Below are 26,876 nucleotides of genomic sequence, written 5' to 3' on the forward strand. Positions count from 1 at the left end.
ATGAATAGCGGCTTTACCCACATCACCGTGCTGCTCGAAGAAGCCGTGGAGGCTCTCGCGGTGCGCGCCGATGGCTGCTATCTGGACGGCACGTTCGGACGTGGCGGGCATAGTCGTCTGATACTCAGCCAGCTGGGCCCCGACGGTCGGCTTCTGGGATTCGACAAGGACCCTCAAGCGATTGCCACCGGGCAAGCGCTAGCGGCCGAAGACGGCCGCTTTGTCATTGTGCAGCGCAGCTTTGCCGAATTGGGATCCGAGGCTCAGGAACGCGGTTTGGCGGGCAAGGTCAGTGGCATTCTGCTGGATCTGGGTGTGTCGTCCCCGCAGTTGGATGATCCCGAGCGCGGTTTCAGTTTCATGAACGACGGTCCTCTGGATATGCGCATGGACCCTACCCGTGGCGTGAGCGCTGCCGAGTTCATCGCGACTGCCCCGGCTGAAGAAATTGCCCGCGTCTTCAAGGAATACGGCGAAGAGCGGTTTGCCAAGCGCATGGCCAACGCGGTCGTCGCGCGTCGCGAAGTCCAGCCTTTCGAGCGCACAGCCGATCTGGCAGAAGTGCTCAAGGTTGCCAACCCTGCCTGGGAAAAGGGCAAGAATCCTGCAACGCGTGCCTTTCAGGGCCTGCGTATTCACGTAAACAACGAATTGGGCGATCTTGAAGCCGGCCTCGAAGCGGCAATGGATGCGCTGGAAGTGGGTGGCCGTCTGGTCGTCATCAGCTTTCACTCGCTGGAAGATCGCATCGTCAAGCTGTTCATGCGCAAGCTCGCCAAGGGCGAAGCCGACAACATGCCGCGCAATCTGCCGATCCAGTTCAAGCCGTTCGAACCGAAAATCAAAATTCACGGCAAGGCTCAATTCGCTTCGGATGTCGAAACCAAAGCAAACCCGCGCTCGCGCAGTGCTGTCATGCGTGTAGCGGAGAAGCTCAGGTGAGCCGTCTGTTTCTGAAGCCTCTGCCCGGCGGCAGCTTCATTATGCTGCTGCTGTTCATTGCTGTCCTGATTTCGGCGATTGGCGTTTCCTATAGTGCACATTGGAATCGTCAACTGCTCAACTCGCTGTATTCGGAAATGAGCGTGCGCGACAAGGCGCAGGCAGAGTGGGGTCGGCTGATTCTTGAGCAGAGCACCTGGACTGCACACAGCCGCATCGAGAACCTGGCCACCGAACAACTGAAGATGCGCATCCCGAGCGCTGCCGAAGTGCGGATGGTGGCGCCATGATGAAACTTGATGGCGCTCTTTATCCGTGGCGTTTTCGCGTAGTCGTAGGGCTGCTGGTGTCCCTCGTGCTCGCCATTTGCTGGCGCATCGTCGACCTGCAGGTCATCGACCATACCTTTCTCAAGGAGCAGGGCGATGCACGCAGCCTTCGGCACATTCCTATTCCGGCGCACCGTGGCCTGATCACCGACCGTAACGGCGAGCCGCTGGCCGTCAGTACGCCGGTGACAACCCTGTGGGCCAACCCGCGTGAAATGCAGCAGGACAAGTCCAAGTGGCCGATGCTGGCCGCCGCGCTGGGTCAGGATCTCAAGGCATTGACCGAGCGCCTGGATTCGCAGGCGAACAAGGAATTCATCTACCTGGTACGTGGCCTGACGCCAGAACAGGGCCAGTCGGTCATCGACCTGAAAGTGCCGGGTGTCTATGGCATCGAAGAGTTCCGCCGCTTTTATCCTGCCGGCGATGTTACTGCACACATGGTCGGCTTTACCGACCTTGACGACCATGGCCGGGAAGGCGTCGAGCTTGCGTATGACGATTGGCTCGCCGGTGTGCCCGGCAAGCGTCAGGTCATCAAGGACCGGCGTGGCCGACTGATCAAGGATGTTCAGGTCACCAAGAATGCCAAGGCCGGAAAGACCTTGGCTTTGTCTATTGACCTGCGCCTGCAGTACCTGGCCACCCGTGAACTGCGCAACGCCATCGTCGAGAACGAGGCCAAGGCCGGCAGCATGGTGATCATGGACGTCAAGACCGGTGAGGTGCTGGCGATGGTCAACCAGCCGACCTACAACCCGAACAACCGCCGCACCATGGTGCCTGCCGCCATGCGCAACCGGGCCATCATCGACGTGTTCGAACCCGGTTCGACCATGAAACCGATCTCCATGACTGCAGCGCTGGACAGTGGCCGCTGGAAGCCGACCGACAAGGTCGAGGTTTATCCGGGCACCCTGCAGATCGGCAAATACACGATTCGTGACGTGACCAAGACCGAAGGCCCGATCCTCGACCTGACCGGCATTCTGATCAACTCCAGTAACGTCGGCATGAGCAAGGTCGCGTTCGATGTGGGCGGTGAGGCGATTTTCCGTGCCATGCAGCGCGTCGGGTTCGGTCAGTACACCGGCCTCGGTTTCCCTGGCGAGCGCGTCGGCAACCTGCCCAACTACCGCGAATGGCGCAAGGCCGAAACCGCCACGCTGTCCTATGGCTACGGTCTGTCGGTCACTGCCTTGCAGCTGGTGCATGCCTACGGCGCGCTGGCCAACAACGGCCGCATCGTGCCGTTGACCATCCTCAAAACAGATAAAGAGCCGGAGTCGACCCAGGCCATCCCGGAGAAAACCGCGAAGACCCTGCAAGGCATGTTGCAGCAGGTTATCGAGGACCCGCGCGGCGTCTATCGCGCCCGTGTGCCGTCCTACCACGTCGCTGGCAAGAGTGGTACGGCGCGCAAGACGTCCATCGGTACCAAGGGCTACGCGGAAAATTCCTATCGCTCGCTGTTTGCCGGTTTCGGCCCGATGAGTAACCCGCGCTACGCCATCGTGGTGGTCATCGACGAGCCGAGCAAGGGTGGTTACTACGGTGGTCTGGTTTCGGCCCCGGTATTCAGCAAGGTCATGTCTGGCACGTTGCGTCTGATGAACGTGACGCCAGACAACCTTGCGCCACCTGAACAAGTCAACGCCGCACCGGCAGCCAAAGGAGGGCGTGGTTGATGGCCTTTAATCTGAGCAAGCTTTTCGCTCACACCGACCGCGATGCGCTGATTCGCGAGTTGACTCTCGACAGCCGCAATGTGCGTCCGGGCGACCTGTTTCTGGCTGTGCCGGGCATCAAGGTCGATGGCCGCGCGCACATCGCCGACGCGCTCAAGCGTGGCGCAGCTGCCGTAGCCTATGAAGTCGAAGGGTCGATCGTTCTGCCGATCACTGACGTGCCGCTGATTCCGGTAAAAGGGCTCGCCGCGCAGTTGTCCGCGATCGCTGGTCGCTTCTATGGCGATTCGAGCCGCAGTCTGAATCTGGTGGGTGTTACCGGCACCAACGGCAAGACCAGCGTGACCCAGTTGGTGGCTCAGGCGCTTGATGCCCTCGGCCAACGCTGCGGGATCGTCGGTACACTGGGCACCGGTTTCTACGGTTCGCTGCAAAGCGGCCGCCACACCACGCCTGATCCGATTGCCGTGCAGGCGACGCTGACCGACCTGAGACAGGCCGGCGCGCGCGCAGTGGCGATGGAAGTCTCCTCCCACGGTCTTGATCAGGGACGCGCTGCGGCGCTGTCCTTTGATGTGGCGGTGCTGACCAATCTGTCCCGTGACCATCTGGATTATCACGGCACCATGGAGGCCTACGCTGCCGCCAAGGCGAAGCTGTTCGCATGGCCCGATCTGAAATGCCGGGTGATCAACCTGGATGACGATTTCGGCCGTGAACTGGCCGCTGTCAAACAAGAGTCGCGCCTGATCACCTACAGCCAGCTGGACAGCTCGGCCTACCTGTATTGCCGCGATGCGAAGTTCGATGACGATGGCGTGCGTGCCACGCTGGTCACGCCTCAGGGCGAGCACTTCCTGCGCAGCAGCCTGCTGGGCCGTTTCAACCTGAGCAACGTGCTGGCTGCGGTCGGCGCACTGCTGGGCCTGGATTACGCGCTGGACGAAATTCTCAAGGCGCTGCCGAAACTCGAAGGCCCGGTCGGACGCATGCAGCGTCTGGGTGGTGCCGACAAGCCTCTGGTGGTCGTGGATTACGCGCACACCCCGGACGCGCTGCAAAAAGTACTCGAAGCACTGCGCCCGCACGCCAAGGGCCGCTTGTTGTGCCTGTTCGGCTGCGGCGGTGATCGTGACCGTGGCAAGCGTCCGCTGATGGCTGAAGTGGTCGAGCGTCTGGCCGACGGCGTATGGGTCACTGATGACAATCCGCGCTCCGAATCGCCGGCCAGTATTTTTGACGATATACGCCCTGGCTTCGTTGCTGCGGACAAGGTGCGTTTCATCGAAGGTCGCGGTCAGGCCATTGCCGAGCTGATTGCCAGCGCCAATGCCGATGACGTCGTGGTGCTTGCCGGCAAGGGCCACGAGGACTACCAGGAAATCAACGGTCAGCGGCAGCCGTTCTCCGACCTGCAAGAAGCCGCCAGTGCGCTTGCTGTATGGGAGCCTGCGAATGCTTAAGCCAATGACCTTCAGCGAACTGGTTGTGCCTCTCGACGCCCGTCTGGTCGGCGGCGACTGCAGCTTTGCCGGCGTCAGCACCGACAGCCGTGGCATCGAGCCTGGCCAGCTGTTCGTGGCCCTGACCGGCCCGCGTTTCGACGGTCATGAATACCTCGATCAAGTGGCTGCCAAAGGTGCGGTCGGGGCTCTGGTCGAGCGCGAAGTGCAGGGCGCCGCCTTGCCGCAACTGGTCGTGCTGGATACCCGCAAGGCACTTGCGCAACTGGGTGCCATGAATCGCAATGCGTTCGTCGACCGGCCGGTTGCTGCCGTCACCGGGTCGAGTGGCAAAACCACGGTCAAGGAGATGCTCGCGAGCATCTTGCGCACGCGCGGGCCTGTGCTGGCGACCCGAGGCAACCTGAACAACGAATTGGGCGTTCCGCTGACCCTGCTGGAACTGGCCCCCGAATACACGTCTGCTGTGATCGAGCTGGGTGCGTCGCGGGTTGGCGAGATTGCCTACACCGTGAGCCTCGCCAAGCCGCACGTCGCCATGATCACCAACGCCGGAACCGCCCATGTTGGCGAGTTTGGCGGCCCGGACAGGATTGTCGAAGCCAAGGGCGAGATTCTGGAAGGTCTCGACGCGGGTGGCACTGCAGTATTGAACCTGGAAGACAAGGCGTTCCCGATCTGGCGCAAGCGCGCCGGCAATCGCAATGTCCTGACCTTCGCACTGACTGACTCTGCGGCTGACGTGTACGCCAGCGAGCTTAGCCGTGATGCGCGGGGCTGCCCGGCTTTCACCATCAACAGTCCGCTCGGCACTGCCCGGGTTCAGTTGAACCTGCTCGGCACACACAACGTGTCCAATGCCCTGGCCGCTGCGGCTGCCAGCTGCGCAATGGGTGTGCCGCTGGAAGGGATCGTCACCGGACTGAACAACGTGCAGCCGGTCAAGGGCCGTGCCGTGGCGCAAATCGCCAGCAATGGCACGCGCGTCATCGATGACACCTACAACGCCAACCCTGCCTCGATCAACGCGGCCGTCGACATCCTCACCGGCTTTACCGGTCGTACCGTACTGGTGCTGGGCGATATCGGCGAGCTGGGCGACTGGGCCGAGCAGGGTCATCGCGAAGTCGGTGCCTATGCCGCTGGCAAGGTGTCGGCGCTGTATGCCGTCGGCCCATTGATGACTCACGCCGTCAGCGCCTTTGGCGAGCACGCTTACCACTTTGCCAGTCAGGCTGAACTGATTGCGGCGCTGGGCGCCGAGCAGGACCCTGATACCACTTTACTGATCAAGGGCTCGCGTAGCGCTGCGATGGAACACGTCGTGGCTGCCTTGTGCGGTTCTAGCCTGGAGAAACATTAATGCTGCTGCTGTTGGCCGAGTTTTTACAACAGTTCTACAAAGGCTTCGCGGTCTTTCAGTACCTGTCATTGCGCGGGATCCTTGGCGTGCTCACTGCACTGACGCTGTCGCTGTGCCTGGGGCCGTGGATGATCCGCACCCTGCAGATGCGTCAGATCGGTCAGTCGGTGCGTAACGACGGTCCGCAGTCGCACCTGTCCAAGTCGGGTACGCCGACCATGGGCGGCGCGTTGATCCTCTCGTCCATTGGTATCAGTACGCTGCTGTGGGCTGACCTGAGCAATCGTTACGTGTGGGTTGTGTTGCTGGTGACCTTCCTGTTCGGCGCCATCGGCTGGGTCGATGACTACCGCAAGGTGATCGAAAAGAATTCGCGTGGCCTGCCGAGCCGCTGGAAGTATTTCTGGCAGTCGGTGTTCGGCCTCTGTGCCGCGATCTTCCTTTATACGACTGCGCCGTCGGCGACTGAAACCACGCTGATCGTGCCGATGCTCAAGGATGTGCGCATCCCGCTGGGTATCGGTTTCATCGTACTGACCTATTTCGTGATCGTCGGCTCCAGCAACGCAGTCAACCTGACTGACGGGCTGGACGGTCTGGCGATCATGCCGACGGTGATGGTGGGCGGTGCCCTGGGCATCTTCTGCTACCTGTCGGGTAACGTGAAATTTGCTGAATACCTGCTGATTCCCTACGTGCCGGGGGCGGGCGAGCTGATTGTGTTCTCAGGCGCGCTGATTGGCGCGGGGCTCGGGTTCCTGTGGTTCAACACGTATCCGGCGCAGGTGTTCATGGGCGACGTCGGTGCGCTGGCGCTCGGCGCGGCGCTGGGCACCATGGCGGTGATCGTTCGTCAGGAAATGGTCCTGTTCATCATGGGCGGCGTGTTCGTGATGGAAACCCTTTCAGTGGTCATTCAGGTTGCGTCTTTCAAACTTACCGGCCGCCGCGTATTCCGCATGGCGCCGATCCACCACCACTTTGAACTCAAAGGCTGGCCCGAGCCACGTGTGATCGTCCGTTTCTGGATCATCACCGTGATTCTGGTGCTCATTGGCCTTGCCACGCTGAAACTGAGGTAGAACGAGTGTCCCTGATCGTTTCCGACCGCTTCCGCATTGTCGTGGGTCTAGGCAAAAGCGGCATGTCCCTGGTTCGCTTCCTGGCGAACCAGGGCGTGTCCTTTGCCGTGGCCGACACGCGGGAGAATCCTCCTGAGCTGGCGACCTTGCGTCGCGACTATCCGCAGGTGGAAGTGCGTTGTGGCGAGCTGGACGTGGATTTCCTCTGCCGTGCCGATGAGCTGTATGTCAGCCCCGGTCTGGCCCTGGCGACCCCGGCCCTGCAGCAGGCGCACGCACGCGGCGTCAAACTGTCGGGCGACATCGAACTGTTCGCGCGTTACGCGAAGGCGCCGGTGATTGCCATTACCGGCTCGAATGCAAAAAGCACCGTGACCACGCTGGTCGGTGAGATGGCCGCTGCCGCTGGAAAGCGTGTGGCGGTGGGCGGCAATCTCGGCACTCCGGCGCTGGACCTGCTCAGCGACGATGTCGAGCTGTATGTGATGGAGCTTTCCAGCTTTCAGCTCGAAACCACCGACCAGCTCAATGCTGAAGTGGCGACCGTGCTGAATATCAGCGAAGACCACATGGACCGCTACAGCGGCCTGCCTGCCTACCACCTGGCCAAGCACCGGATTTTCCGTGGCGCGCGGCAAGTGGTGGTCAATCGTCAGGACGCGCTGTCCCGCCCGTTGATTGGCGAAGGCCTGCCGTGCTGGACATTCGGCCTCAACAAGCCCGATTTCCATGGTTTCGGCCTGCGTGAAGAGAACGGCGAAAAGTACCTGGCGTTCCAGTTTGAAAACCTCATGTCGGTGCGTGAGCTGAAAGTGCGCGGTGCGCACAATCAGGCCAACGCGCTCGCAGCCTTGGCGCTCGGGCATGCAGTCGGCCTGCCGTTCGACGCCATGCTTGCCAGCCTGCGTGAATTCACCGGCCTGGAGCATCGCTGCCAGTGGCTGCGCGAGCACGATGGCGTTCATTACTACAACGATTCCAAAGCCACCAACGTGGGCGCCGCACTGGCGGCCATCGAAGGGCTGGGCTCGGATATCGACGGCAAGCTGGTGCTGATCGCCGGCGGCGATGGCAAAGGTGCTGACTTCAGCGGTTTGCGTGCGCCAGTCGCCAAGCATTGCCGCGCGGCGGTCTTGCTCGGTCGCGATGCCGAACTGATTGCCCAGGCATTGGGCGACGCCGTCCCGCTGCTGCGTGTCGACACCGTCCAGGCGGCTGTCGAGCACAGCGCAAAACTGGCGCAACGTGGCGACGCCGTATTGCTTTCTCCTGCATGCGCCAGTCTGGACATGTTCAAGAATTATGAAGAGCGCGGACGTGTGTTCGCGCAGGCAGTGGAGTGCTTGTCATGATCTTCGGTGTGATCAAGCCTTATCCATCGCCACTGATCAGCGGGCGCGGCATCGACCTGGACTTCCCGATGCTGGTCGGCTGCCTGGCGCTGCTCGGCCTTGGCCTGGTGATGATTACCTCGGCCTCGTCGGAAGTGGCCGCAGTGCAGTCGGGCAACACGCTGTACATGATGACCCGTCACCTGGTTTATCTGCTGATCGGCCTGGGTGCCTGTGGCGTGACCATGATGATCCCGGTCGCCACCTGGCAGCGTCTGGGCTGGATGATGCTGCTCGGCGCGTTCGGCCTGTTGCTGCTGGTGCTGGTGCCGGGGATCGGGCGTGAGGTGAACGGTTCGATGCGCTGGATCGGCTTCGGCGCGTTCAACGTGCAGCCGTCGGAAATCGCCAAGGTGTTTGTGGTGATCTTCCTTGCCGGCTACCTGATCCGTCAGCAGCAGGAAGTTCGCGAAAGCTGGATGGGCTTTTTCAAGCCGTTCATCGTGCTGTTGCCGATGGCCGGTCTGCTGCTCATGGAGCCTGACTTCGGTGCGACCGTGGTAATGATGGGCGCCGCGGCGGCCATGTTGTTCCTCGGTGGTGTCGGCCTGTTCCGCTTCTCGCTGATGGTGGTACTGGCGGTTGCCTCTGTTGTGGTGCTGGTTCAGGCCCAACCTTACCGGATGGCGCGTCTGACCAACTTTACCGATCCGTGGGCCGACCAGTTCGGCTCCGGCTACCAATTGACCCAGGCGCTGATCGCCTTCGGTCGCGGCGAGTGGTTCGGCGTCGGGCTGGGCAACAGCGTGCAGAAGCAGTTCTACCTGCCGGAAGCGCACACCGACTTCGTGTTCTCGGTCCTTGCAGAAGAGCTGGGCGTCGTGGGTTCGCTGATCACCGTCGCGCTGTTCCTGTTCGTCAGTATTCGCGGCATGTACATCGGCATGTGGGCCGAGCGCGCCAAGCAGTTCTTTGGTGCCTACGTGGCTTACGGCCTGTCGTTCCTGTGGATCGGTCAGTTCCTGATCAACATCGGTGTGAACGTCGGTCTGCTGCCCACCAAGGGCCTGACCCTGCCGTTCCTCAGCTACGGCGGCAGCTCGCTGGTGATCTGCTGCGCGAGTCTCGGGCTGCTGCTGCGCATCGAGTGGGAATCGCGCAACAACATGGGCAGTGAAGAAGCCGAGTTCAAGGAAAGCGACTTCGCCGAGGACACGCCCAATGGACGCTAACGTGCTGATCATGGCGGGCGGGACCGGCGGGCATGTATTCCCGGCGCTGGCCTGTGCGCGCGAGTTCCAGGCACGCGGCTACAAGGTCCATTGGTTGGGCACGCCACGCGGTATCGAAAACGAACTGGTACCGCAGGCCGGTCTGACGTTGCACCTGATCAACGTCAATGGTCTGCGTGGCAAAGGCCGCCTGTCACTGCTCAAAGCGCCTTTCATGTTGCTCAAGGCCCTGATGCAGGCACGCAAAGTCGTGCGTCAGGTGAAACCGGTCTGCGTGGTCGGCTTTGGTGGCTACGTCACCGGCCCCGGCGGTCTGGCGGCGAAGCTGGCAGGCGTACCGTTGATCATTCACGAGCAGAACGCCGTTGCCGGTACCGCCAACCGCAGTCTGGCGTCGTTCGCCAGCCGGGTGTGCGAAGCGTTCCCGAACACCTTTGCGGAGTCGTCCAAGCGTCGCACCACCGGCAACCCGGTGCGTGTCGAGCTGTTTCTGGAAACACCGCGTCAGGCACTGGCCGGACGCAAGGCTCGTCTGCTGGTACTGGGTGGCAGCCTGGGCGCAGAGCCGTTGAACAAATTGTTGCCCGAGGCGCTGTCCCAGCTGCCTCAGGACATCCAGCCCGAAGTCTTTCATCAGTCGGGCAAGAATCATGACGCAGTTACCGCCGAGCGCTATCGCAACGTGGGCGTCGAGGCGCAGGTTGCGCCGTTCATCCAGAACATGGCCCAAGCCTATGGCTGGGCCGATCTGGTGGTCTGCCGCGCAGGTGCATTGACCATCAGCGAACTGGCCGCCGCCGGCCTGCCGTCGTTGCTGATACCGCTGCCCCACGCGATTGATGACCATCAGTCACGTAACGCTGACTATCTGGCTCGCGAAGGCGCAGCCTTCGTCATGCCGCAAGCGACAACTGGCGCCGCCGAGATGGCAGCACGCCTGAAAGAGGTTTTGATGCAACCCGAACAATTGAACAGCATGGCCCGTACTGCACGCAGCCTGGCCAGGCCTGATGCAACCAGCACCGTCGTCAACATCTGTGTGGAGGTGGCACATGGTTGAGAATCAACGCGCCATGCCACAACCTGAAATGCGCCGTATCCGTCGTATCCACTTCGTCGGTATCGGCGGTGTCGGCATGTGCGGGATTGCCGAGGTGCTGCTGAACCTGGGCTACGAAGTCTCGGGCTCCGACCTGAAGGGTTCGGCCGTGACCGAACGCCTGGAATCGTTTGGCGCACAGATTTTCATTGGCCATCGTGCCGAGAACACCATCGGTGCCGACGTGCTGGTAGTGTCCAGTGCCGTCAACACCTCCAACCCGGAAGTGGCCACTGCGCTGGAGCGCCGCATTCCGGTCGTACCGCGTGCCGAAATGCTCGCCGAGCTGATGCGTTATCGCCACGGTATCGCCGTTGCCGGTACGCATGGCAAGACCACCACCACCAGCCTGATCGCTTCGGTATTCGCTGCCGGCGGCCTGGACCCGACCTTCGTGATTGGCGGCCGTCTGAATGCGGCGGGCACCAATGCGCAGTTGGGCACCAGCCGCTACCTGATCGCCGAAGCCGATGAAAGCGACGCCAGCTTCCTGCACCTGCAACCTCTGGTCGCAGTGGTCACCAATATCGACGCCGATCACATGGCGACCTACGAAGGCGACTTCAACAAACTGAAGAAGACCTTTGTCGAGTTCCTGCACAACCTGCCTTTCTACGGGCTGGCGGTAATGTGCATCGACGATCCGGTGGTGCGTGAAATTCTGCCGCTGGTCAAGCGTCCCACGCTGACCTACGGCTTCAGCGAGTCTGCCGATATACGTGCAATCAATGTGCGTCAGGACGGCATGCTGACCTTCTTCACCGTACTGCGCCGCGACCGCGAGCCGCTGGATGTGTCGGTGAACATGCCCGGCAATCACAACGTACTCAACTCGCTGGCGACCATCGCCATCGCCACCGATGAGGGCGTCAGCGACGAGGCTATCGTTCAGGGACTTTCCGGCTTCCAGGGCGTCGGCCGGCGCTTCCAGGTCTACGGCGAGCTGCCGGTCGATGGCGGCAACGTGATGCTGGTCGATGACTACGGTCACCACCCGCGTGAAGTCGCTGCCGTTATCAACGCCGTGCGAGGCGGCTGGCCTGATCGTCGTCTGGTCATGGTCTACCAGCCACACCGTTTCAGCCGCACCCGTGACTTGTACGACGATTTCGTCCAGGTGCTGGCGGACGCCAATGTGCTGCTGCTGATGGAAGTCTACCCGGCCGGTGAAGAACCGATTCCCGGTGCGGACAGCCGTAACCTGTGCCACAGCATTCGTCAGCGTGGCCAACTGGACCCGATCTACATCGAGCGTGGTGTCGAGCTGGCGCCGCTGGTCAAACCGCTGCTGCGCGCGGGCGACATCCTGCTGTGCCAGGGCGCTGGCGACATCGGCGGTCTTGCGCCACAGCTGCTGAAAAGCCCGCTGTTCGCCGGTGCCAAAGTGGCCTCCACCGAAGGGAAGCTGAAATGACAGCCGTCGCCCAGTCTTCCCTGCGCTCGACACTCGAGCCGAAAAGCTTCGGCCGTGTCGCCGTGCTCTTCGGTGGCAAGAGTGCCGAGCGGGCAGTCTCGCTGAACTCGGGTAACGCCGTGCTCAGTGCGTTGCTCGAGGCAGGCGTGGATGCGTTCGGCATTGATGTGGGCGATGATTTCCTGCAGCGACTGGTCAGCGAGAAAATCGACCGTGCCTTTATCGTTCTGCACGGACGTGGTGGTGAAGACGGCACCATGCAAGGCCTGCTGGAATGCCTGGAAATCCCTTATACCGGCAGTGGCGTACTGGCTTCTGCACTGGCGATGGACAAGTTGCGCACCAAGCAGGTCTGGCAGAGTCTCGGCCTCGCCACACCGCTGCATGCCGTTCTTGAAAACGAGAGTGATTGTATTTGCGCCGCGACGGAACTGGGCTTGCCTTTGATCGTCAAACCGGCCCATGAAGGTTCAAGTATCGGTATGGCAAAGGTGAACAGCGTCGATGAATTGATCGCCGCATGGAAAGCCGCCAGTACCTACGATTCGCAAGTATTAGTCGAACAATGTATTCAGGGACCTGAGTTCACTGTCGCGTCTCTGCGTGGCCAGGTGTTGCCTCCCATCGGCCTGGGCACTCCTCACAGTTTTTATGATTACGATGCCAAGTACCTGGCGTCCGATACTCAGTATCGGATTCCGTGCGGACTTGGCGATGCGCAGGAACAGGAACTCAAACAACTTGCAGCACGTGCTTGCGATGCCATCGGCATTGCAGGCTGGGCGCGCACGGATGTCATGCAGGACGCACAAGGCAAGTTCTGGTTACTGGAAGTCAATACTGTACCGGGCATGACCGATCACAGTCTGGTGCCTATGGCGGCCCGTGCGGCAGGTCTGGATTTTCAACAACTGGTGTTGGCGATCCTGGCCGACAGCGTTCAGGCGAGGGGTTAAGGCATGTACGGCCCGTCGACACGTCCTCAGCCACCTGCACCCGGCCGCAACAAGCCGGTGCCGCGCGGCGCCAGCCGTATGGTGGCCAAGGAGCCCTTGTCGGCGCGCCTGCCCAAGGCCAACTTCAGTTTTCTGAAGCGTCTGCTCTGGCCTGTGCTGTTGGTGGTTCTGGGCTTCGGTACTTATGAGGCAGCACAGCGTCTGCTGCCGTACGCCGACCGCCCGATTACCCGCATCAACGTGCAGGGCGATTTGAGTTACATCAGCCAGCAGGCTGTGCAGCAGCGGATTGCGCCTTATGTGGCGTCGAGCTTTTTCAAGATCGATCTGGCTGCCATGCGCACCGAGCTTGAGCAGATGCCATGGATTGCGCACGCCGAGGTCCGTCGTGTATGGCCGGATCAGGTAGTGATTCGTCTTGAAGAGCAGTTGCCGGTTGCCCGTTGGGGCGATGAAGCGCTGTTGAATAACCAGGGGCAGGCTTTCACACCGCGTGAACTGTCCAATTACGAACATCTTCCCCAGTTGTTCGGCCCGCAGCGGGCCCAGCAGCAGGTGATGCAGCAGTATCAGGTGTTGAGTCAGATGTTGCGCCCGTTGGGCTTCTCCATCGTGCGCCTGGAGCTGCGCGAGCGTGGCAGCTGGTTCCTGACCACAGGTGCCGGTAGTGCTGGCCCGGGTATCGAGTTGTTGCTTGGACGCGACCACCTTGTCGAAAAAATGCGCCGCTTCATCGCGATTTACGACAAAACGCTGAAAGACCAAATAACGAATATCGCGCGCGTCGACTTGCGTTACTCCAACGGCCTTGCGGTCGGTTGGCGCGAACAGGCAGCGCCGGCGACGGAAAAACCCGCCGTCGCGAAGAATTGATAAGAGGCAGGACCATGGCAAATGTGCAAAGCGGCAAAATGATCGTCGGGCTGGATATCGGTACCTCCAAGGTGGTGGCACTGGTAGGCGAAGTCGCGGCCGATGGCTCGCTGGAAATCGTGGGTATCGGTACCCATCCCTCCCGCGGCCTGAAGAAGGGCGTGGTGGTGAATATCGAATCGACCGTGCAGTCGATCCAGCGCGCAATCGAAGAAGCGCAATTGATGGCCGGCTGCCGTATTCACTCGGCATTCGTGGGCGTTGCAGGCAGCCACATTCGCAGCCTGAACTCGCACGGCATCGTGGCGATTCGTGATCGCGAAGTCAGCGCTGCGGACCTGGAGCGTGTGCTCGATGCTGCTCAGGCGGTGGCCATTCCTGCCGACCAGCGTGTGCTGCACACCCTGCCTCAGGATTACGTGATCGATAACCAGGAAGGCGTGCGTGAGCCTCTGGGCATGTCCGGCGTACGTCTGGAAGCCAAGGTTCATGTGGTGACCTGTGCGGTGAACGCGGCGCAGAACATTGAAAAGTGCGTACGTCGCTGCGGTCTGGAAGTCGACGACATCATTCTCGAGCAGCTGGCTTCGGCGTATTCCGTGCTGACCGATGACGAGAAAGAACTGGGTGTGTGCCTGGTGGACATCGGTGGCGGCACCACCGACATCGCGATCTTCACCGAAGGCGCCATTCGCCACACGGCGGTCATCCCGATTGCGGGTGATCAGGTGACCAACGACATCGCCATGGCGTTGCGCACTCCGACCCAGTACGCCGAAGAAATCAAGATTCGTTATGCCTGTGCGCTGGCCAAGCTGGCCGGTGCAGGCGAAACCATCAAAGTGCCGAGCGTGGGCGACCGTCCACCTCGCGAGCTGTCGCGTCAGGCCCTGGCCGAAGTGGTAGAGCCTCGTTACGACGAGCTGTTCACCCTGATCCAGGCCGAACTGCGCCGCAGCGGCTACGAAGATTTGATCCCGGCCGGCATCGTGCTGACCGGGGGCACAGCGAAAATGGAAGGTGCGGTCGAACTGGCCGAGGAAATCTTTCACATGCCGGTCCGCCTGGGCGTACCGCACAGCGTCAAAGGGCTCGCTGATGTCGTGCGCAACCCGATCTACTCAACCGGCGTAGGCCTGTTGATGTACGGGCTGCAAAAACAATCGGATGGCATTTCGCTGTCCGGGATTGTCGGCAACAGCAGTTACAGCGACGAAACCAAGGCACCGGTGCTTGAGCGTATCAAGCGTTGGGTGCAGGGAAATTTCTAAGTTTCAACGTTTAACGGTTTCACAGCTTCAGATTCAGGGCTTCACCAGCAATATCGGCAGGCAGTAGGCAAAACTAACTAGAAAGCGGAAGGAGAGAGAAAATGTTCGAACTCGTAGACAACGTCCCGCAAAGCCCGGTTATCAAAGTTATCGGCGTAGGCGGTGGTGGCGGCAACGCTGTCAATCACATGGTCAAGAGCAACATCGAAGGCGTGGAATTCATTTGCGCCAACACCGATGCTCAAGCGCTGAAAAACATCGGCGCGCGGACCATTCTGCAACTGGGCACCGGCGTGACCAAGGGGCTTGGCGCTGGCGCCAACCCTGAAGTCGGTCGTCAGGCCGCACTGGAAGATCGTGAGCGCATTGCAGAAGTTCTGCAGGGCACCAACATGGTTTTCATCACCACTGGCATGGGCGGCGGTACCGGTACCGGTGCAGCACCGATCATTGCTGAAGTGGCCAAGGAGATGGGCATTCTGACGGTCGCAGTCGTGACCCGTCCGTTCCCGTTCGAAGGTCGCAAGCGTATGCAGATCGCCGATGAAGGCATCCGTATGCTGTCCGAAAGCGTAGACTCGTTGATCACCATTCCCAACGAGAAGCTGCTGACCATCCTCGGTAAAGACGCCAGCCTGCTGTCGGCTTTCGCCAAGGCTGACGATGTACTGGCCGGTGCCGTTCGCGGTATCTCCGACATCATCAAGCGTCCGGGCATGATCAACGTCGACTTCGCCGACGTGCGTACCGTGATGAGCGAAATGGGCATGGCGATGATGGGCACTGGCTGCGCCAGCGGTCCTAACCGTGCACGTGAAGCGACCGAAGCGGCGATCCGCAACCCGTTGCTCGAAGACGTCAACCTGCAGGGCGCTCGCGGCATCCTGGTCAACATCACTGCCGGTCCTGACCTGTCTCTGGGTGAGTACTCGGACGTGGGTAGCATCATCGAAGCGTTCGCTTCCGAGCACGCGATGGTCAAGGTCGGTACCGTTATCGATCCGGACATGCGTGACGAGTTGCACGTGACCGTGGTTGCCACCGGCCTGGGCGCGAAAATCGAGAAACCTGTCAAGGTCATCGACAACACGCTGCAGACCACCCAGCAGGCTCCTGCCCAGCAGGCGTCCCGCCAGGAAGCACCGTCGGTCAACTACCGTGACCTGGATCGTCCTACCGTGATGCGCAACCAGGCACACGCAGGCGCTACAGCCGCGGCGAAGATGAATCCTAACGATGATCTTGATTACCTGGACATCCCGGCTTTCCTGCGTCGTCAGGCCGATTGATGAAATGTATCAGGGGTATTAGGGTGATTGGTGTTCAGCAAAGGCATGGTCTGCTATCATCGCCAGCCTTTGTTGATACCAGTTCGCAACTTGCGCTGAAGCGGCCCATGCCATGATAAAACAACGCACCCTGAAAAATATTATCCGTGCCACAGGTGTAGGCCTGCACTCCGGGGAGAAGGTTTACCTGACCCTCAAGCCCGCACCTGTGAATACCGGCATTGTGTTTTGCCGAGCTGACCTTGATCCCGTCGTGCAGATCCCTGCGCGTGCGGAAAACGTCGGTGACACCACTCTGTCGACCACTCTGGTCAATGGTGATGTCAAAGTCGACACGGTAGAACACTTGCTCTCGGCCATGGCTGGCCTTGGCATCGATAACGCCTACGTCGAGCTCTCTGCCTCCGAAGTTCCTATCATGGACGGCAGCGCAGGCCCTTTCGTATTCCTGATTCAATCGGCAGGCCTGGAAGAACAGGACGAGCCGAAGAAATTCATCCGTATCCTGCGTGAAGTCACAGTGGAGGAGGGCGGTAAACGCGCTACCTTCGTGCCTTTCGAAGGGTTCAAGGTCAGTTTCGAGATCGATTTCGATCACCCCGTCTTCCGTGACCGCACCCAGAGTGCAAGCGTGGACTTTTCCAGCACTTCCTTCGTGAAGGAAGTCAGCCGTGCCCGGACCTTCGGGTTCATGAGTGATATCGAGTACCTGCGCAAGCACAACCTCGCACTCGGCGGCAGCGTGGAAAACGCCATCGTGGTCGACAAGGACGGTGTACTGAACGAAGACGGCCTGCGGTACGAGGACGAATTCGTCAAACACAAAATCCTCGACGCCATCGGTGACCTCTACCTGCTGGGCAACAGCCTGATTGGTGAGTTCCGGGGTTTCAAATCGGGGCATGCACTGAACAACCGTCTGCTGCGCACGTTGATCGAGCAGAAAGACGCTTGGGAAGTGGTGACTTTCGAGGATGCCAGTACGGCACCTATTTCTTACATGCGTCCTGTCGCGGCGGTGTAAGCAAGCTTTACTCTCTTTCCTTTTGTTCTTTAAAGGCTGCCCTCGGGTGGCCTTTTTTTATGGATTTTTTTAGGGAAAGTCAGTGCGCGCGGAGGGCTTGAAGCGATGGGGCAGAGTTACTTCCTGTCCTTCGCATGGCTGGCCAGCCGTTCCAGTGCGGCGCGCAAGCGCGGATCGGTGATGCCTTCAGCGGTGGCCTGAATGTTTTCGGCAGCCACTGCCGACAGGTCGATCGTGTGCGTGGCGGCTCCGCGTGGCGCTTCAGGCGGCTGCACCTTGAACACGATGCGGGTCAGGTTGATGAATTCGTCAAAAGCCATCATTTGCCGGTGCAGGCGTTTCTGCTGGTAGCGCAGGCGCGTGGCCCAATGACCATCCGTCACGATCAGCAACAAGGTACCTTCGCGCCACGATGCCACGCGACAATGCTCGCGGGCCGCAGGTTGCAGCTGGCTTTCGAGCAGGCGCTGCAAGTGGCTGAGTCGCTCGGCGTGGCGAAATATAGCCTTCAAGGGCTTGGCTTCACGCAGCAAAACCGCGGGCGGGCGGGCGTTCAGAGGACGAAAGGCCATGGAGGGATGCCTGGGTAACAAGATGAACATCTTAACAGAAAGCGTTCTGACGGCTGCTTTTCAGGGCATTTCCGTGCTTTCATATGCAAATCAATGAGTAACTTCCCCGGCTAACGGGTTGAAGTGCTTGAAAATGGCCCCATTGTAAACCTGCCCCGTCACAGCGCTGTGCCAGCATCGTGGAATAACGCCACTTTCCTCACCATCGTTTCCGGGTAGAATGCTCGTTCGCATGCGGCCATCTGGGCTGCACGGGCGACTCACGGGGCCGCCCTCCATTCCTATGTGTGGAAGATCCTGTCGATATGTTTGCGCCTTTGTTGAAAAAACTTTTTGGAAGCAAGAACGAGCGTGAAGTAAAACGCATGCTCAAGACGGTACAGATCGTCAATGCCTTCGAAGAGCAAATGGTGGCCCTTTCGGACGAGCAACTGCGCGCCAAGACCGAAGAGTTCAAGGCCCGCATAGCCAAAGGCGAGACCCTCGATCAATTGCTTCCGGAAGCCTTTGCTGTCGCTCGTGAAGCGGGCAAGCGCGTCATGGGCATGCGCCACTTCGACGTTCAGTTGATCGGCGGCATGACCCTGCACGAAGGTCAGATCGCGGAAATGCGCACCGGTGAAGGTAAAACCCTGGTCGGTACGCTGGCGGTATACCTCAACGCATTGTCCGGCAAGGGCGTTCACGTCGTTACCGTGAACGACTACCTCGCTCGCCGCGATGCCAACTGGATGCGTCCGCTGTACGAATTCCTCGGCCTGACCGTAGGTATCGTCACGCCATTCCAGCCGCCAGAAGAGAAGCGCGCCGCCTACGCTGCCGATATCACGTACGGCACCAACAACGAATACGGTTTCGATTACCTGCGCGACAACATGGCGTTCAGCATGGACGACAAGTTCCAGCGTGAACTCAATTTTGCCGTGATCGACGAAGTCGACTCGATTCTGATCGACGAAGCGCGTACGCCGCTGATCATCTCCGGCCAGGCTGAAGACAGCTCCAAGCTGTACACCGAAATCAACCGCCTGATCCCCAAGCTCGAGCAGCATATCGAGGAAGTGGAAGGCGAAGTCACCAAGCCGGGTCATTTCACCGTCGACGAAAAAACCCGTCAGGTCGAGCTGAACGAAGCCGGTCACCAGTTCATCGAGGAAATGCTCACCGAAGTCGGCCTGCTGGCCGAAGGCGAGAGCCTCTACTCGGCGCATAACCTGGGCCTGCTGACCCACGTCTATGCCGGTCTGCGTGCGCACAAGCTGTTCAATCGCAACGTCGAATACATCGTTTCGGACGGTCAGGTGCTGCTGGTCGACGAACACACCGGCCGTACCATGCCGGGCCGTCGTCTGTCCGAAGGTCTGCACCAGGCCATCGAAGCCAAGGAAGGTCTGAACATTCAGGCTGAAAGCCAGACCCTGGCATCGACCACGTTCCAGAACTACTTCCGTCTGTACAACAAGCTGTCCGGCATGACCGGTACGGCCGACACCGAAGCGTTCGAATTCCACCAGATCTACAACCTGGCCGTCATGGTCATCCCGCCGAACAAGCCTTTGGCGCGTAAGGACTTCAACGACCTGGTCTACCTGACGGCGGAAGAGAAGTACGCCGCCATCGTCACCGACATCAAGGCCTGCATCGCGGAAAACCGTCCGGTGCTGGTGGGTACGGCGACCATCGAAACCTCCGAGCACATGTCCAGTCTGCTCAACAAGGAAGGTATCGAGCACAAGGTTCTGAACGCCAAGTTCCACGAAAAGGAAGCGGAAATCATCGCGCAGGCCGGTCGTCCGGGTGCGTTGACCATTGCCACCAACATGGCCGGTCGTGGTACCGACATCCTGCTGGGCGGCAACTGGGAAGTCGAGGTTGCGAATCTGGAAGACCCGACTCCCGAGCAGATCGCACAAATCAAGGCTGACTGGCAGAAGCGCCATCAGCAGGTGATCGAAGCGGGCGGCCTGCATGTCATTGCCTCCGAGCGTCACGAATCGCGTCGTATCGACAACCAGCTGCGCGGTCGTGCCGGCCGTCAGGGCGACACCGGCTCCAGCCGTTTCTACCTGTCGCTCGAAGACAGCCTGATGCGCATCTTTGCCTCTGACCGGGTGAAGAACTTCATGAAGGCGCTGGGCATGCAGTCCGGTGAGGCCATCGAGCATCGCATGGTGACCAACGCCATCGAAAAAGCGCAGCGCAAGGTGGAAGGTCGCAACTTCGACATCCGCAAGCAGTTGCTGGAATTCGATGACGTGGCCAACGAACAGCGTAAAGTGATTTATCACATGCGTAACACGTTGCTGGCCGCCGAGAACATTGGCGAGACCATTGCCGACTTCCGCGAGGAAGTGCTCAACAACCTGATCATCCAGCACATTCCGCCACAGTCCCTGCCGGAGCAGTGGAATGTTGCCGGCCTGGAATCGGCGCTCAATACCGACTTCGCGGTGCAAATGCCGATCCAGCAGTGGCTCGACGAAGACGACAACCTGCACGAAGACAGCCTGCGCGAAAAAATCATGGCGCAGTTGCTGGTGGCGTACAACGAGAAGGAAGACCAGGCCAGCGCCGAAGCTCTGCGCTCCTTCGAGAAACAGATCCTCCTGCGCGTGCTGGACGACCTGTGGAAAGATCACCTGTCGACCATGGATCACCTGCGTCACGGTATCCACCTGCGCGGCTACGCTCAGAAGAACCCGAAGCAGGAATACAAGCGCGAGTCCTTCACGCTGTTCCAGGAACTGCTGGATTCGATCAAGCGCGACACCATCCGTGTGCTCTCGCATGTTCAGGTTCGCCGCGAAGATCCAGAGGAAGAAGCAGCACGCCTGCGTCAGGACGCCGAAGAGCTGGCCAGTCGCATGCAGTTCGAACACGCGCCTGCACCGGGCATCGAGCAACCGCTGCTCGACGAAGAGGGTGGCGAAGCGCCTGTTGCCGTTGCATCCGAGCCGGTTCGCAACGACCAGAAACTGGGCCGTAACGAACTGTGCTGGTGTGGTTCGGGCAAGAAATTCAAGCACTGTCACGGCCAGATCAACTAAGCCTTTGACTGTGTAATACCTGCGCCGCGACCGGCTTGCCCGTCGCGGCGTTTTTTCATTGATTGCCGTACCGATGCGGACGGCGCCACACTCCATGAGGAGCACCCCGATGGCTGTTGGTCTTGGTCCTTTGCCTGCGTTGTACCCGGTTCCCGGTTTTGAACTTGGCATTTCTTCTGCCGGCATCAAACGCCCGGGGCGCAAGGATGTCGTGGTCATGCGCTGTGCCGAAGGCTCCAGCGTGGCCGGCGTATTCACCTTGAATGCGTTCTGCGCAGCGCCGGTCATTCTGGCCAAACAGCGTGTCCAGGGCACCGTGCGTTATTTGCTGACCAACACCGGCAATGCCAATGCGGGTACAGGCGAATCAGGTCTTGTGGCGGCGCGGCGGACCTGCGAGAAGCTGGCGCAACTGACCGGCGTCGATGCTTCGGCGGTGCTGCCCTACTCGACGGGCGTGATCGGCGAGCCGTTGCCGGTGGAAAAGATCGAAGGCGCCCTGCAAGCCGCGCTGGATGATCTGTCTGTGGATAACTGGGCCGCTGCGGCGACCGGGATCATGACCACCGACACCCTGCCCAAAGGCGCCAGCCGTCAGTTCAGCCATGACGGCGTGACCGTCACGGTGACCGGCATCAGCAAGGGTGCAGGCATGATTCGCCCGAACATGGCGACCATGCTCGGTTACATCGCCACCGACGCCAAAGTGGCGCAGAGCGTGCTTCAGGACCTGATTCGTGACGGCGCCAACAAGTCGTTCAACCGCATCACTATCGATGGCGACACCTCGACCAACGATTGCTGCATGCTGGTCGCCACCGGTCAGGCTGATCTGCCGGAAATTACCGAGGCCAAAGGTCCGTTGTTCGAGGCGTTGAAGAAAGCCGTGTTCGATGTGTGCATGGAAGTCGCTCAGGCCATCGTGCGTGACGGTGAAGGTGCGACCAAGTTCGTGACCGTTGAAGTCAACGGTGGCGGCAATCATCAGGAATGCCTGGACGTCGGTTATGCCGTGGCCCACTCGCCGCTGATCAAGACCGCGCTGTTCGCCTCCGACCCGAACTGGGGACGCATCCTGGCGGCTGTCGGCCGTGCCGGTGTGCCGGATCTGGACGTGAGCAAGATCGACGTATTCCTCGGTGGCGTGTGCATCGCCAGTCAGGGCTGCCGCGCCACTACCTACACCGAAGAGCAGGGCTCGGCGGTAATGGCCGAAGAAGAGATCACCATCCGTATCGAGCTGGGTCGCGGCGATTGCAGCGAAACGATCTGGACCACCGATCTTTCTCACGAGTACGTGAAGATCAACGCGGAATATCGCACCTGATTCAATGCCCGGCGCGCCGGCATCCTGTCTTCGCGCCGGGCTCAATGGAGCTGAACCATGAGCCTGCATCTGATTATCGGCGACAAACGCTACTCCTCCTGGTCGCTGCGTCCCTGGCTGGTGCTGGAAATGACCGGTGCTCCGTTCACCGATCAGGTTATCCGCCTCAACCAGCCTGACACCCGCGCGAACATTCTCAAGTATTCACCCACCGGCAAGGTCCCTGCGCTGCAGTGCGAGCACGGCACGATCATCGATTCGCTGGCCATTTGCGAATACCTGGTCGAACGTTTTCCGGACGCTGGCCTGTGGCCGAGTGATACCGCTGCGCGTGCCCAGGCACGTTCTGCCTGCGCGCAGATGCACAGCGGCTTTGTCAGCCTGCGTTCGAACATGCCGATGGACCTGCGCCAGGATCAGGCACTGGAAGTGATTCCGGTCGATACCCAGAACGACATCGACCGTATCGTCGAACTGTGGGCCGAATGCCGCACTGCGGCGGCCGAAAGCGGCCCGTTTCTGTTCGGTAAGCCAAGCATTGCCGACGCGTTCTTTGCCCCGGTAGCCATTCGCCTGCGCAGTTACCGTGTCGAGTTGCCTGAAGAAGCGCTGAAGTACATCGAAACCATTTACCAGTGGCCTGCCTTCAAACGCTGGCAGCAGGCCGGTCTGGAGGAGTCCTGATCGTGAAACGAGTTCATGTGGCCGCCGCCGTCATTCGTGGCGCTGACGGCAGCGTATTGATTGCCCGGCGTGCCGACACTCAGCATCAAGGCGGCCTCTGGGAGTTTCCTGGCGGCAAGGTCGAGGAGGGCGAGACCGTCCAGGCCGCGCTCGCACGTGAACTGCAGGAAGAGCTGGGTATCCTGGTGACGGCGGCACGTCCGCTGATCAAGGTCTGTCACGACTATCCGGACAAGCAGGTGCTGCTGGACGTCTGGGAAGTCTCGGCCTTTACTGGCCAGGCGCATGGTGCAGAAGGGCAGCCGCTGGTCTGGGCCAGCCCGCGTGAGCTGGCCAATTATGACTTTCCGGCCGCCAATCAGCCGATCGTCGCGGCGGCACGTTTGCCCGGCGAGTACCTGATCACCCCTGAGGGGCTGGACAATATCGAGCTGTTGCGCGGTATGCAGAAAGCCATCGCAGGCGGCATCAAGCTGGTCCAGTTACGTGCACCGGGTGGTTACGACCCGAAGTACCGTGACCTGGCCGTGGATGCGGCGGGCCTGTGTGCCGGCAAGGCGCAGCTCATGCTCAAAGGGCCTCTGGAGTGGCTGGGCGACTTTCCGTCCGCCGGCTGGCACCTGACGGCGGAGCAACTGCGCAAGTACGCCAGTCGCGGGCGTCCGTTCCCTGAGAACCGCTGGCTGGCGGCGTCATGCCATAACGTCGAAGAGCTGGCGCTGGCGGAGCAGATGGGCGTGGATTTCGTCACCCTGTCGCCCGTTCAGCCAACCCTGACCCACCCTGATGCACAGCCGCTGGGCTGGCCGCAGGCAACGCAACTGATTGCGGGGTTCAACAAGCCGGTCTTTCTGTTGGGCGGCGTAGGCCCTGCCGAGCGTCAACAGGCCTGGGAAAGCGGCGCACAGGGCGTGGCCGGGATTCGCGCGTTCTGGCCTGACGAGATCGTCTGACGCTCAGCAGAGGACGCAGAGCGTCCAGAACGGCATGCCCACGCGGAGTAACTAGCGTTATACACACGTCTGCTCTTGATTCTGGCCGCAGGCCGTGGGAGCGAGCTTGCTCGCGAAGAGGCCAGTAAAACCCCTGAAAATGTGGCGTCTGGACCGATGTCTTCGTGAGCCCGCCTCGCTCACTCCCACAAGACCTGTACCTAACGCCAGGACGCTGGCGTGAGGATGTCTTCTGTGCTGCTCCGTTTAATGGATATGCCCATCAAACCGGCTTGGGCGCGGGCTGCCAAAGGATCTCGGCAATGCCCTGTCTTCTGGCGATCAATCGGGCAGCGACGAACAGCAGGTCCGACAGCCTGTTGATGTACGCCAGCCCTGCGCCTTCCAGCGGCTCGACGGCATTCAGATGCTGACAGCGACGTTCTGCACTGCGCGCCAGGCTACGGCAGATGTGCGCCTGGGCGATCAGCGATGAACCGCCAGGCAAAATGAAATTCTCCAGTGGCCCCAGTTCGTCATTCCAGACATCAATGGCGGCCTCCAGTCGCTCGACCTCGGCTTCGTTCAGCGCCTTGTAGGTCGGCATGGCCAGTTCACCGCCCAGATCGAACAGACGGTGCTGGCAGGGTGCAAGTACCTCGATCACTTCGTTGAGGGCCGGGACGCGCTGAGCTTCATCGATCAGCCCCGCCAGCAACAGTCCCAGCTGGCTGTTGAGCGTATCGACCTCACCGATGGCCTCGACGCGCGGATGATCCTTGGAGACCCGACGGCCATCGCCCAGACCGGTTTCACCGGCATCGCCGGTACGCGTGTAAATCTTCGACAAACGAAAGCCCATTGATGCGATTCCTGATCAGGATTTTGAAATGACCTGCTGCTGAACGCTCACCTGGTTGGCCACCAGCGGTAGACGCAGCGTAAAGCAGGTGCCTGTGCCGAGAGAGGAATGTACCTCCATCTGGCCTTTGTGGTTGTTGGTGACAATAAAGTAGGACACCGACAGGCCCAGTCCGGTGCCCTGGCCGATTTCCTTGGTGGTGAAAAACGGCTCGAACGTACGCTTGCGGATGTTCTCTGACATGCCGATGCCGTTGTCCTCGACCTGAATCTCGGCCCACGGCGGATTGAGGCGCGTGCGCAGGGTAATGCGCCCGGGCTCTTCGCTCTCCGGCCGCTGGTGGATGGCCTGCGCGGCGTTCTTCAGCAGGTTCAGCAGCACCTGCTCCAGCTCGTTGGCAATGCACGGCACCGGGCCCAGTTCGGGGTCGAACTGACGGATGATGTGCTGGCCCTTGAAGTCGAAACCGATGGTCAGATCGAAGTCGTTACTGGCGATCTCCACGGCCTGATCGATCAAGGCCGGCAAGTCACAGGGCGATAACTGACGACTGCTCAGGCGGCTGAAGTTGAGCATATGGCTGACGATTTTTGCAGCCCTGGCACCGGCCTGCTGAATGCCGTCGAGCAGTTTTGGCACTTCGCGGCTTTCCAGGTAATGGTTGACCTGCGCCAGATCGACGCCGTCGGCCTCGGCCTGCTCGATGTTCTTCGGCAGCTCCGGAGACAGCCGCCGGCGGATGTTCTGCACGTTGTGCAGAATGGCGCCCAGCGGGTTGTTGATCTCATGCGCCATGCCTGCTGCCAGACCGCCGACGGACAACATTTTTTCCGACTGCACCATCATTTCTTCCAGCGATATGCGCTGGGTGATGTCATCGATCCGGATCACCACGCCGCGCCCGGCATCGCCGGTCAACGGGTAGAACGTCAGCGCGTAGTGGCGGGACTCGTCATTCTTGATCCAGGTCACGCGCTCGATCTTGGTCACGCTATGGCGCTCGACGGTGTGCTTGATCTGCGGCAGAAACGAGCGCATCGGCTCGAAGGCCAGGAAGATCGGCTGGTTCAGCGCTTCGTCCAGGGTCGTCCCGGACAAGGCCGTCGCCTCCTGATTCCACTGGGTGACGTACAGCTGTTCGTCCAGTGCGATCATCGCCGAGGGCATCGAGTCGATGATGCTGTTGAGGTAGTTCTGAAAGCCGGTGAGCTTCTTCTCGATCTTGCTGCGCACCTGGACTTCCAGCTCCAGCTTGCGGTTGGTGTGGCGGGTTTCCTCGGCCAGCCCCTGGGCCTGATCGTAGGCTTCCTGCGAGTCGTCGCGCGCGCGCTTGAGTTGTTGTTCACGCGCTTCGATACGCGACAGCATGGTGTTGAACGCCTCGGCCAGGCTGCCGATTTCATCCTCGTTACCGGGTTCTGCGCGCAGTGCGTAGTTCTCTTCGCGGGTCACCTGCCGGGACAGTTCTTCCAGTTGGTAAATGGGTTCGGTGATCAGGCGCCGAATCTGTCGCGCTACCACCAGCCACAGCAGCACGCTGAACACCAGAATGCCCAGGCTGGCAGTCAGCGTACCGGTGTAGAACGCAGGAGGCAGCTCACTGCTGGCAACCAGCAGCAGATGCCCTGGCGGCTCGTCGCCCTTCGGTACGGTAATAACCTGCGTGCTGCGAAATTCGGTCAGGCGCCAGTTGTCCATGTCTTTGAAGTGTCTGGGCAGCTCAAGGCTTTCGCCCTGATGCATCTGCTCAAGCCGCTCGCCGTCGTTGTCATACAGGGCTGCGGCGCGCAATGGCCCGTAGCTTCTCAGCTCCTTGAGCAGCGCGCGCGCCTCGTCCGGCGAGTACAAGGCCCGCTCGTTGAGGTTGGCGCTGCTGATCAGCCGGCCGATGGTCTGCAGGGCCTGCGGAGCCATCGCCTCCTGAGAGATGTAATAGGCCGCGCTGATGAAGGTCAGGTTGGCGACCAGCAGTACGGTGGTCATCAGGACCAGCAGGGCGGCCAGCAGTTTCTGGCCGACGGGCAGGTTTTCCAGGCGTTGGCGCAAGGGCATTGGGCAAGTCGCAGTGACGGGTGATGCGAGCAGGGTAGCGCGGG

The 26,876-nt window shown here is 60.6% G+C and carries 22 protein-coding genes; 19 read left to right on the forward strand and 3 right to left on the reverse strand.

The genetic code is table 11. The features are described from left to right. The 15 genes from rsmH to lpxC all read left to right on the forward strand — a co-directional run bounded on the left by rsmH (position 1) and on the right by lpxC (position 17,356). Positions 1-942, forward strand: a complete 942-nt coding sequence (rsmH, locus tag GE543_RS23330) for a 16S rRNA (cytosine(1402)-N(4))-methyltransferase RsmH (protein WP_004411650.1) — start codon at positions 1-3, stop codon at positions 940-942. Then, a complete protein-coding gene (gene ftsL, locus GE543_RS23335) occupies positions 939-1,232 on the forward strand; it encodes a cell division protein FtsL (protein WP_002555053.1) in 294 nt (97 codons plus the stop codon). Before rsmH ends, ftsL begins: the two co-directional genes overlap by 4 nt. Continuing rightward, positions 1,232-2,959, forward strand: a complete 1,728-nt coding sequence (locus GE543_RS23340) for a penicillin-binding protein 2 (RefSeq protein ID WP_162234414.1) — start codon at positions 1,232-1,234, stop codon at positions 2,957-2,959. Before ftsL ends, GE543_RS23340 begins: the two co-directional genes overlap by 1 nt. Then, positions 2,959-4,422 (forward strand): UDP-N-acetylmuramoyl-L-alanyl-D-glutamate--2,6-diaminopimelate ligase, encoded by a 1,464-nt coding sequence (locus tag GE543_RS23345; protein ID WP_153222480.1) that lies wholly within the window; start codon positions 2,959-2,961, stop codon positions 4,420-4,422. The genes GE543_RS23340 and GE543_RS23345 overlap by 1 nt, the downstream gene beginning before the upstream one ends. Beyond that, a complete protein-coding gene (murF, locus tag GE543_RS23350; protein WP_153222481.1) occupies positions 4,415-5,785 on the forward strand; it encodes a UDP-N-acetylmuramoyl-tripeptide--D-alanyl-D-alanine ligase in 1,371 nt (456 codons plus the stop codon). Before GE543_RS23345 ends, murF begins: the two co-directional genes overlap by 8 nt. After that, the gene (gene mraY / locus GE543_RS23355) at positions 5,785-6,867 is read left to right on the forward strand and encodes a phospho-N-acetylmuramoyl-pentapeptide-transferase (protein WP_003313553.1); all 1,083 of its coding nucleotides are present in this window, start codon (positions 5,785-5,787) and stop codon (positions 6,865-6,867) included. The genes murF and mraY overlap by 1 nt, the downstream gene beginning before the upstream one ends. A 5-nt stretch (positions 6,868-6,872) precedes the next feature. Next, entirely contained in the window at positions 6,873-8,219 is a 1,347-nt protein-coding gene (gene murD / locus GE543_RS23360) for a UDP-N-acetylmuramoyl-L-alanine--D-glutamate ligase (protein WP_371927243.1), read from the forward strand. Further along, entirely contained in the window at positions 8,216-9,430 is a 1,215-nt protein-coding gene (ftsW, locus tag GE543_RS23365) for a putative lipid II flippase FtsW (protein WP_003313551.1), read from the forward strand. Before murD ends, ftsW begins: the two co-directional genes overlap by 4 nt. After that, the gene (gene murG, locus GE543_RS23370; protein ID WP_153222482.1) at positions 9,420-10,490 is read left to right on the forward strand and encodes an undecaprenyldiphospho-muramoylpentapeptide beta-N-acetylglucosaminyltransferase; all 1,071 of its coding nucleotides are present in this window, start codon (positions 9,420-9,422) and stop codon (positions 10,488-10,490) included. The genes ftsW and murG overlap by 11 nt, the downstream gene beginning before the upstream one ends. Next, a complete protein-coding gene (murC, locus tag GE543_RS23375; RefSeq protein ID WP_003424493.1) occupies positions 10,483-11,943 on the forward strand; it encodes a UDP-N-acetylmuramate--L-alanine ligase in 1,461 nt (486 codons plus the stop codon). The genes murG and murC overlap by 8 nt, the downstream gene beginning before the upstream one ends. Then, on the forward strand, positions 11,940-12,899 hold the full coding sequence (locus GE543_RS23380; RefSeq protein WP_153222483.1) for a D-alanine--D-alanine ligase: 960 nt from the start codon (positions 11,940-11,942) through the stop codon (positions 12,897-12,899). The genes murC and GE543_RS23380 overlap by 4 nt, the downstream gene beginning before the upstream one ends. A gap of 3 nt (positions 12,900-12,902) precedes the next feature. Then, entirely contained in the window at positions 12,903-13,772 is an 870-nt protein-coding gene (locus tag GE543_RS23385) for a cell division protein FtsQ/DivIB (protein WP_003395370.1), read from the forward strand. A gap of 14 nt (positions 13,773-13,786) precedes the next feature. Further along, positions 13,787-15,043, forward strand: coding sequence for a cell division protein FtsA (gene ftsA, locus GE543_RS23390; protein ID WP_003424486.1), 1,257 nt, complete (start codon positions 13,787-13,789; stop codon positions 15,041-15,043). A 101-nt stretch (positions 15,044-15,144) separates the two neighbouring features. Next, positions 15,145-16,332, forward strand: coding sequence for a cell division protein FtsZ (ftsZ, locus tag GE543_RS23395; RefSeq protein ID WP_002555041.1), 1,188 nt, complete (start codon positions 15,145-15,147; stop codon positions 16,330-16,332). 112 nt (positions 16,333-16,444) lie between these two features. Beyond that, a complete protein-coding gene (lpxC, locus tag GE543_RS23400) occupies positions 16,445-17,356 on the forward strand; it encodes a UDP-3-O-acyl-N-acetylglucosamine deacetylase (RefSeq protein WP_003364012.1) in 912 nt (303 codons plus the stop codon). A 116-nt stretch (positions 17,357-17,472) separates the two neighbouring features. Here lpxC and GE543_RS23405 read toward each other — a convergent pair whose 3' ends face one another. Continuing rightward, positions 17,473-17,928: a DUF721 domain-containing protein gene (locus tag GE543_RS23405; RefSeq protein WP_003313540.1), complete on the reverse strand. Its 456-nt coding sequence runs from the start codon at positions 17,926-17,928 to the stop codon at positions 17,473-17,475. Between the two features lie 305 nt (positions 17,929-18,233). Here GE543_RS23405 and secA point away from each other — a divergent pair, with 305 nt between their 5' ends. From secA to GE543_RS23425, 4 genes are all read left to right on the forward strand, one after another. Then, a complete protein-coding gene (gene secA, locus GE543_RS23410) occupies positions 18,234-20,975 on the forward strand; it encodes a preprotein translocase subunit SecA (RefSeq protein ID WP_003413362.1) in 2,742 nt (913 codons plus the stop codon). Positions 20,976-21,084: 109 nt separating this feature from the next. Then, positions 21,085-22,302: a bifunctional glutamate N-acetyltransferase/amino-acid acetyltransferase ArgJ gene (gene argJ, locus GE543_RS23415; protein WP_046236485.1), complete on the forward strand. Its 1,218-nt coding sequence runs from the start codon at positions 21,085-21,087 to the stop codon at positions 22,300-22,302. A 57-nt stretch (positions 22,303-22,359) separates the two neighbouring features. After that, positions 22,360-22,986 (forward strand): glutathione S-transferase family protein, encoded by a 627-nt coding sequence (locus GE543_RS23420; protein ID WP_003313535.1) that lies wholly within the window; start codon positions 22,360-22,362, stop codon positions 22,984-22,986. Between the two features lie 2 nt (positions 22,987-22,988). Beyond that, positions 22,989-23,939 carry a Nudix family hydrolase gene (locus tag GE543_RS23425; RefSeq protein WP_371927245.1) on the forward strand — a complete coding sequence of 317 codons (951 nt, stop codon included), beginning with the start codon at positions 22,989-22,991 and terminating at the stop codon, positions 23,937-23,939. Positions 23,940-24,201: 262 nt separating this feature from the next. Here the strand turns inward: GE543_RS23425 and GE543_RS23430 are convergent, their stop codons facing one another. Beyond that, positions 24,202-24,780 carry a cob(I)yrinic acid a,c-diamide adenosyltransferase gene (locus GE543_RS23430; protein WP_046236487.1) on the reverse strand — a complete coding sequence of 193 codons (579 nt, stop codon included), beginning with the start codon at positions 24,778-24,780 and terminating at the stop codon, positions 24,202-24,204. A 15-nt stretch (positions 24,781-24,795) separates the two neighbouring features. Then, positions 24,796-26,832: an ATP-binding protein gene (locus tag GE543_RS23435; RefSeq protein WP_003418768.1), complete on the reverse strand. Its 2,037-nt coding sequence runs from the start codon at positions 26,830-26,832 to the stop codon at positions 24,796-24,798. Between the last annotated feature and the right edge of the window lie 44 nt (positions 26,833-26,876).

The sequence above is a fragment of the Pseudomonas sp. SZ57 genome (genome assembly GCF_009495975.1).
Classification (GTDB): Bacteria; Pseudomonadota; Gammaproteobacteria; order Pseudomonadales; family Pseudomonadaceae; genus Aquipseudomonas; species Aquipseudomonas syringae.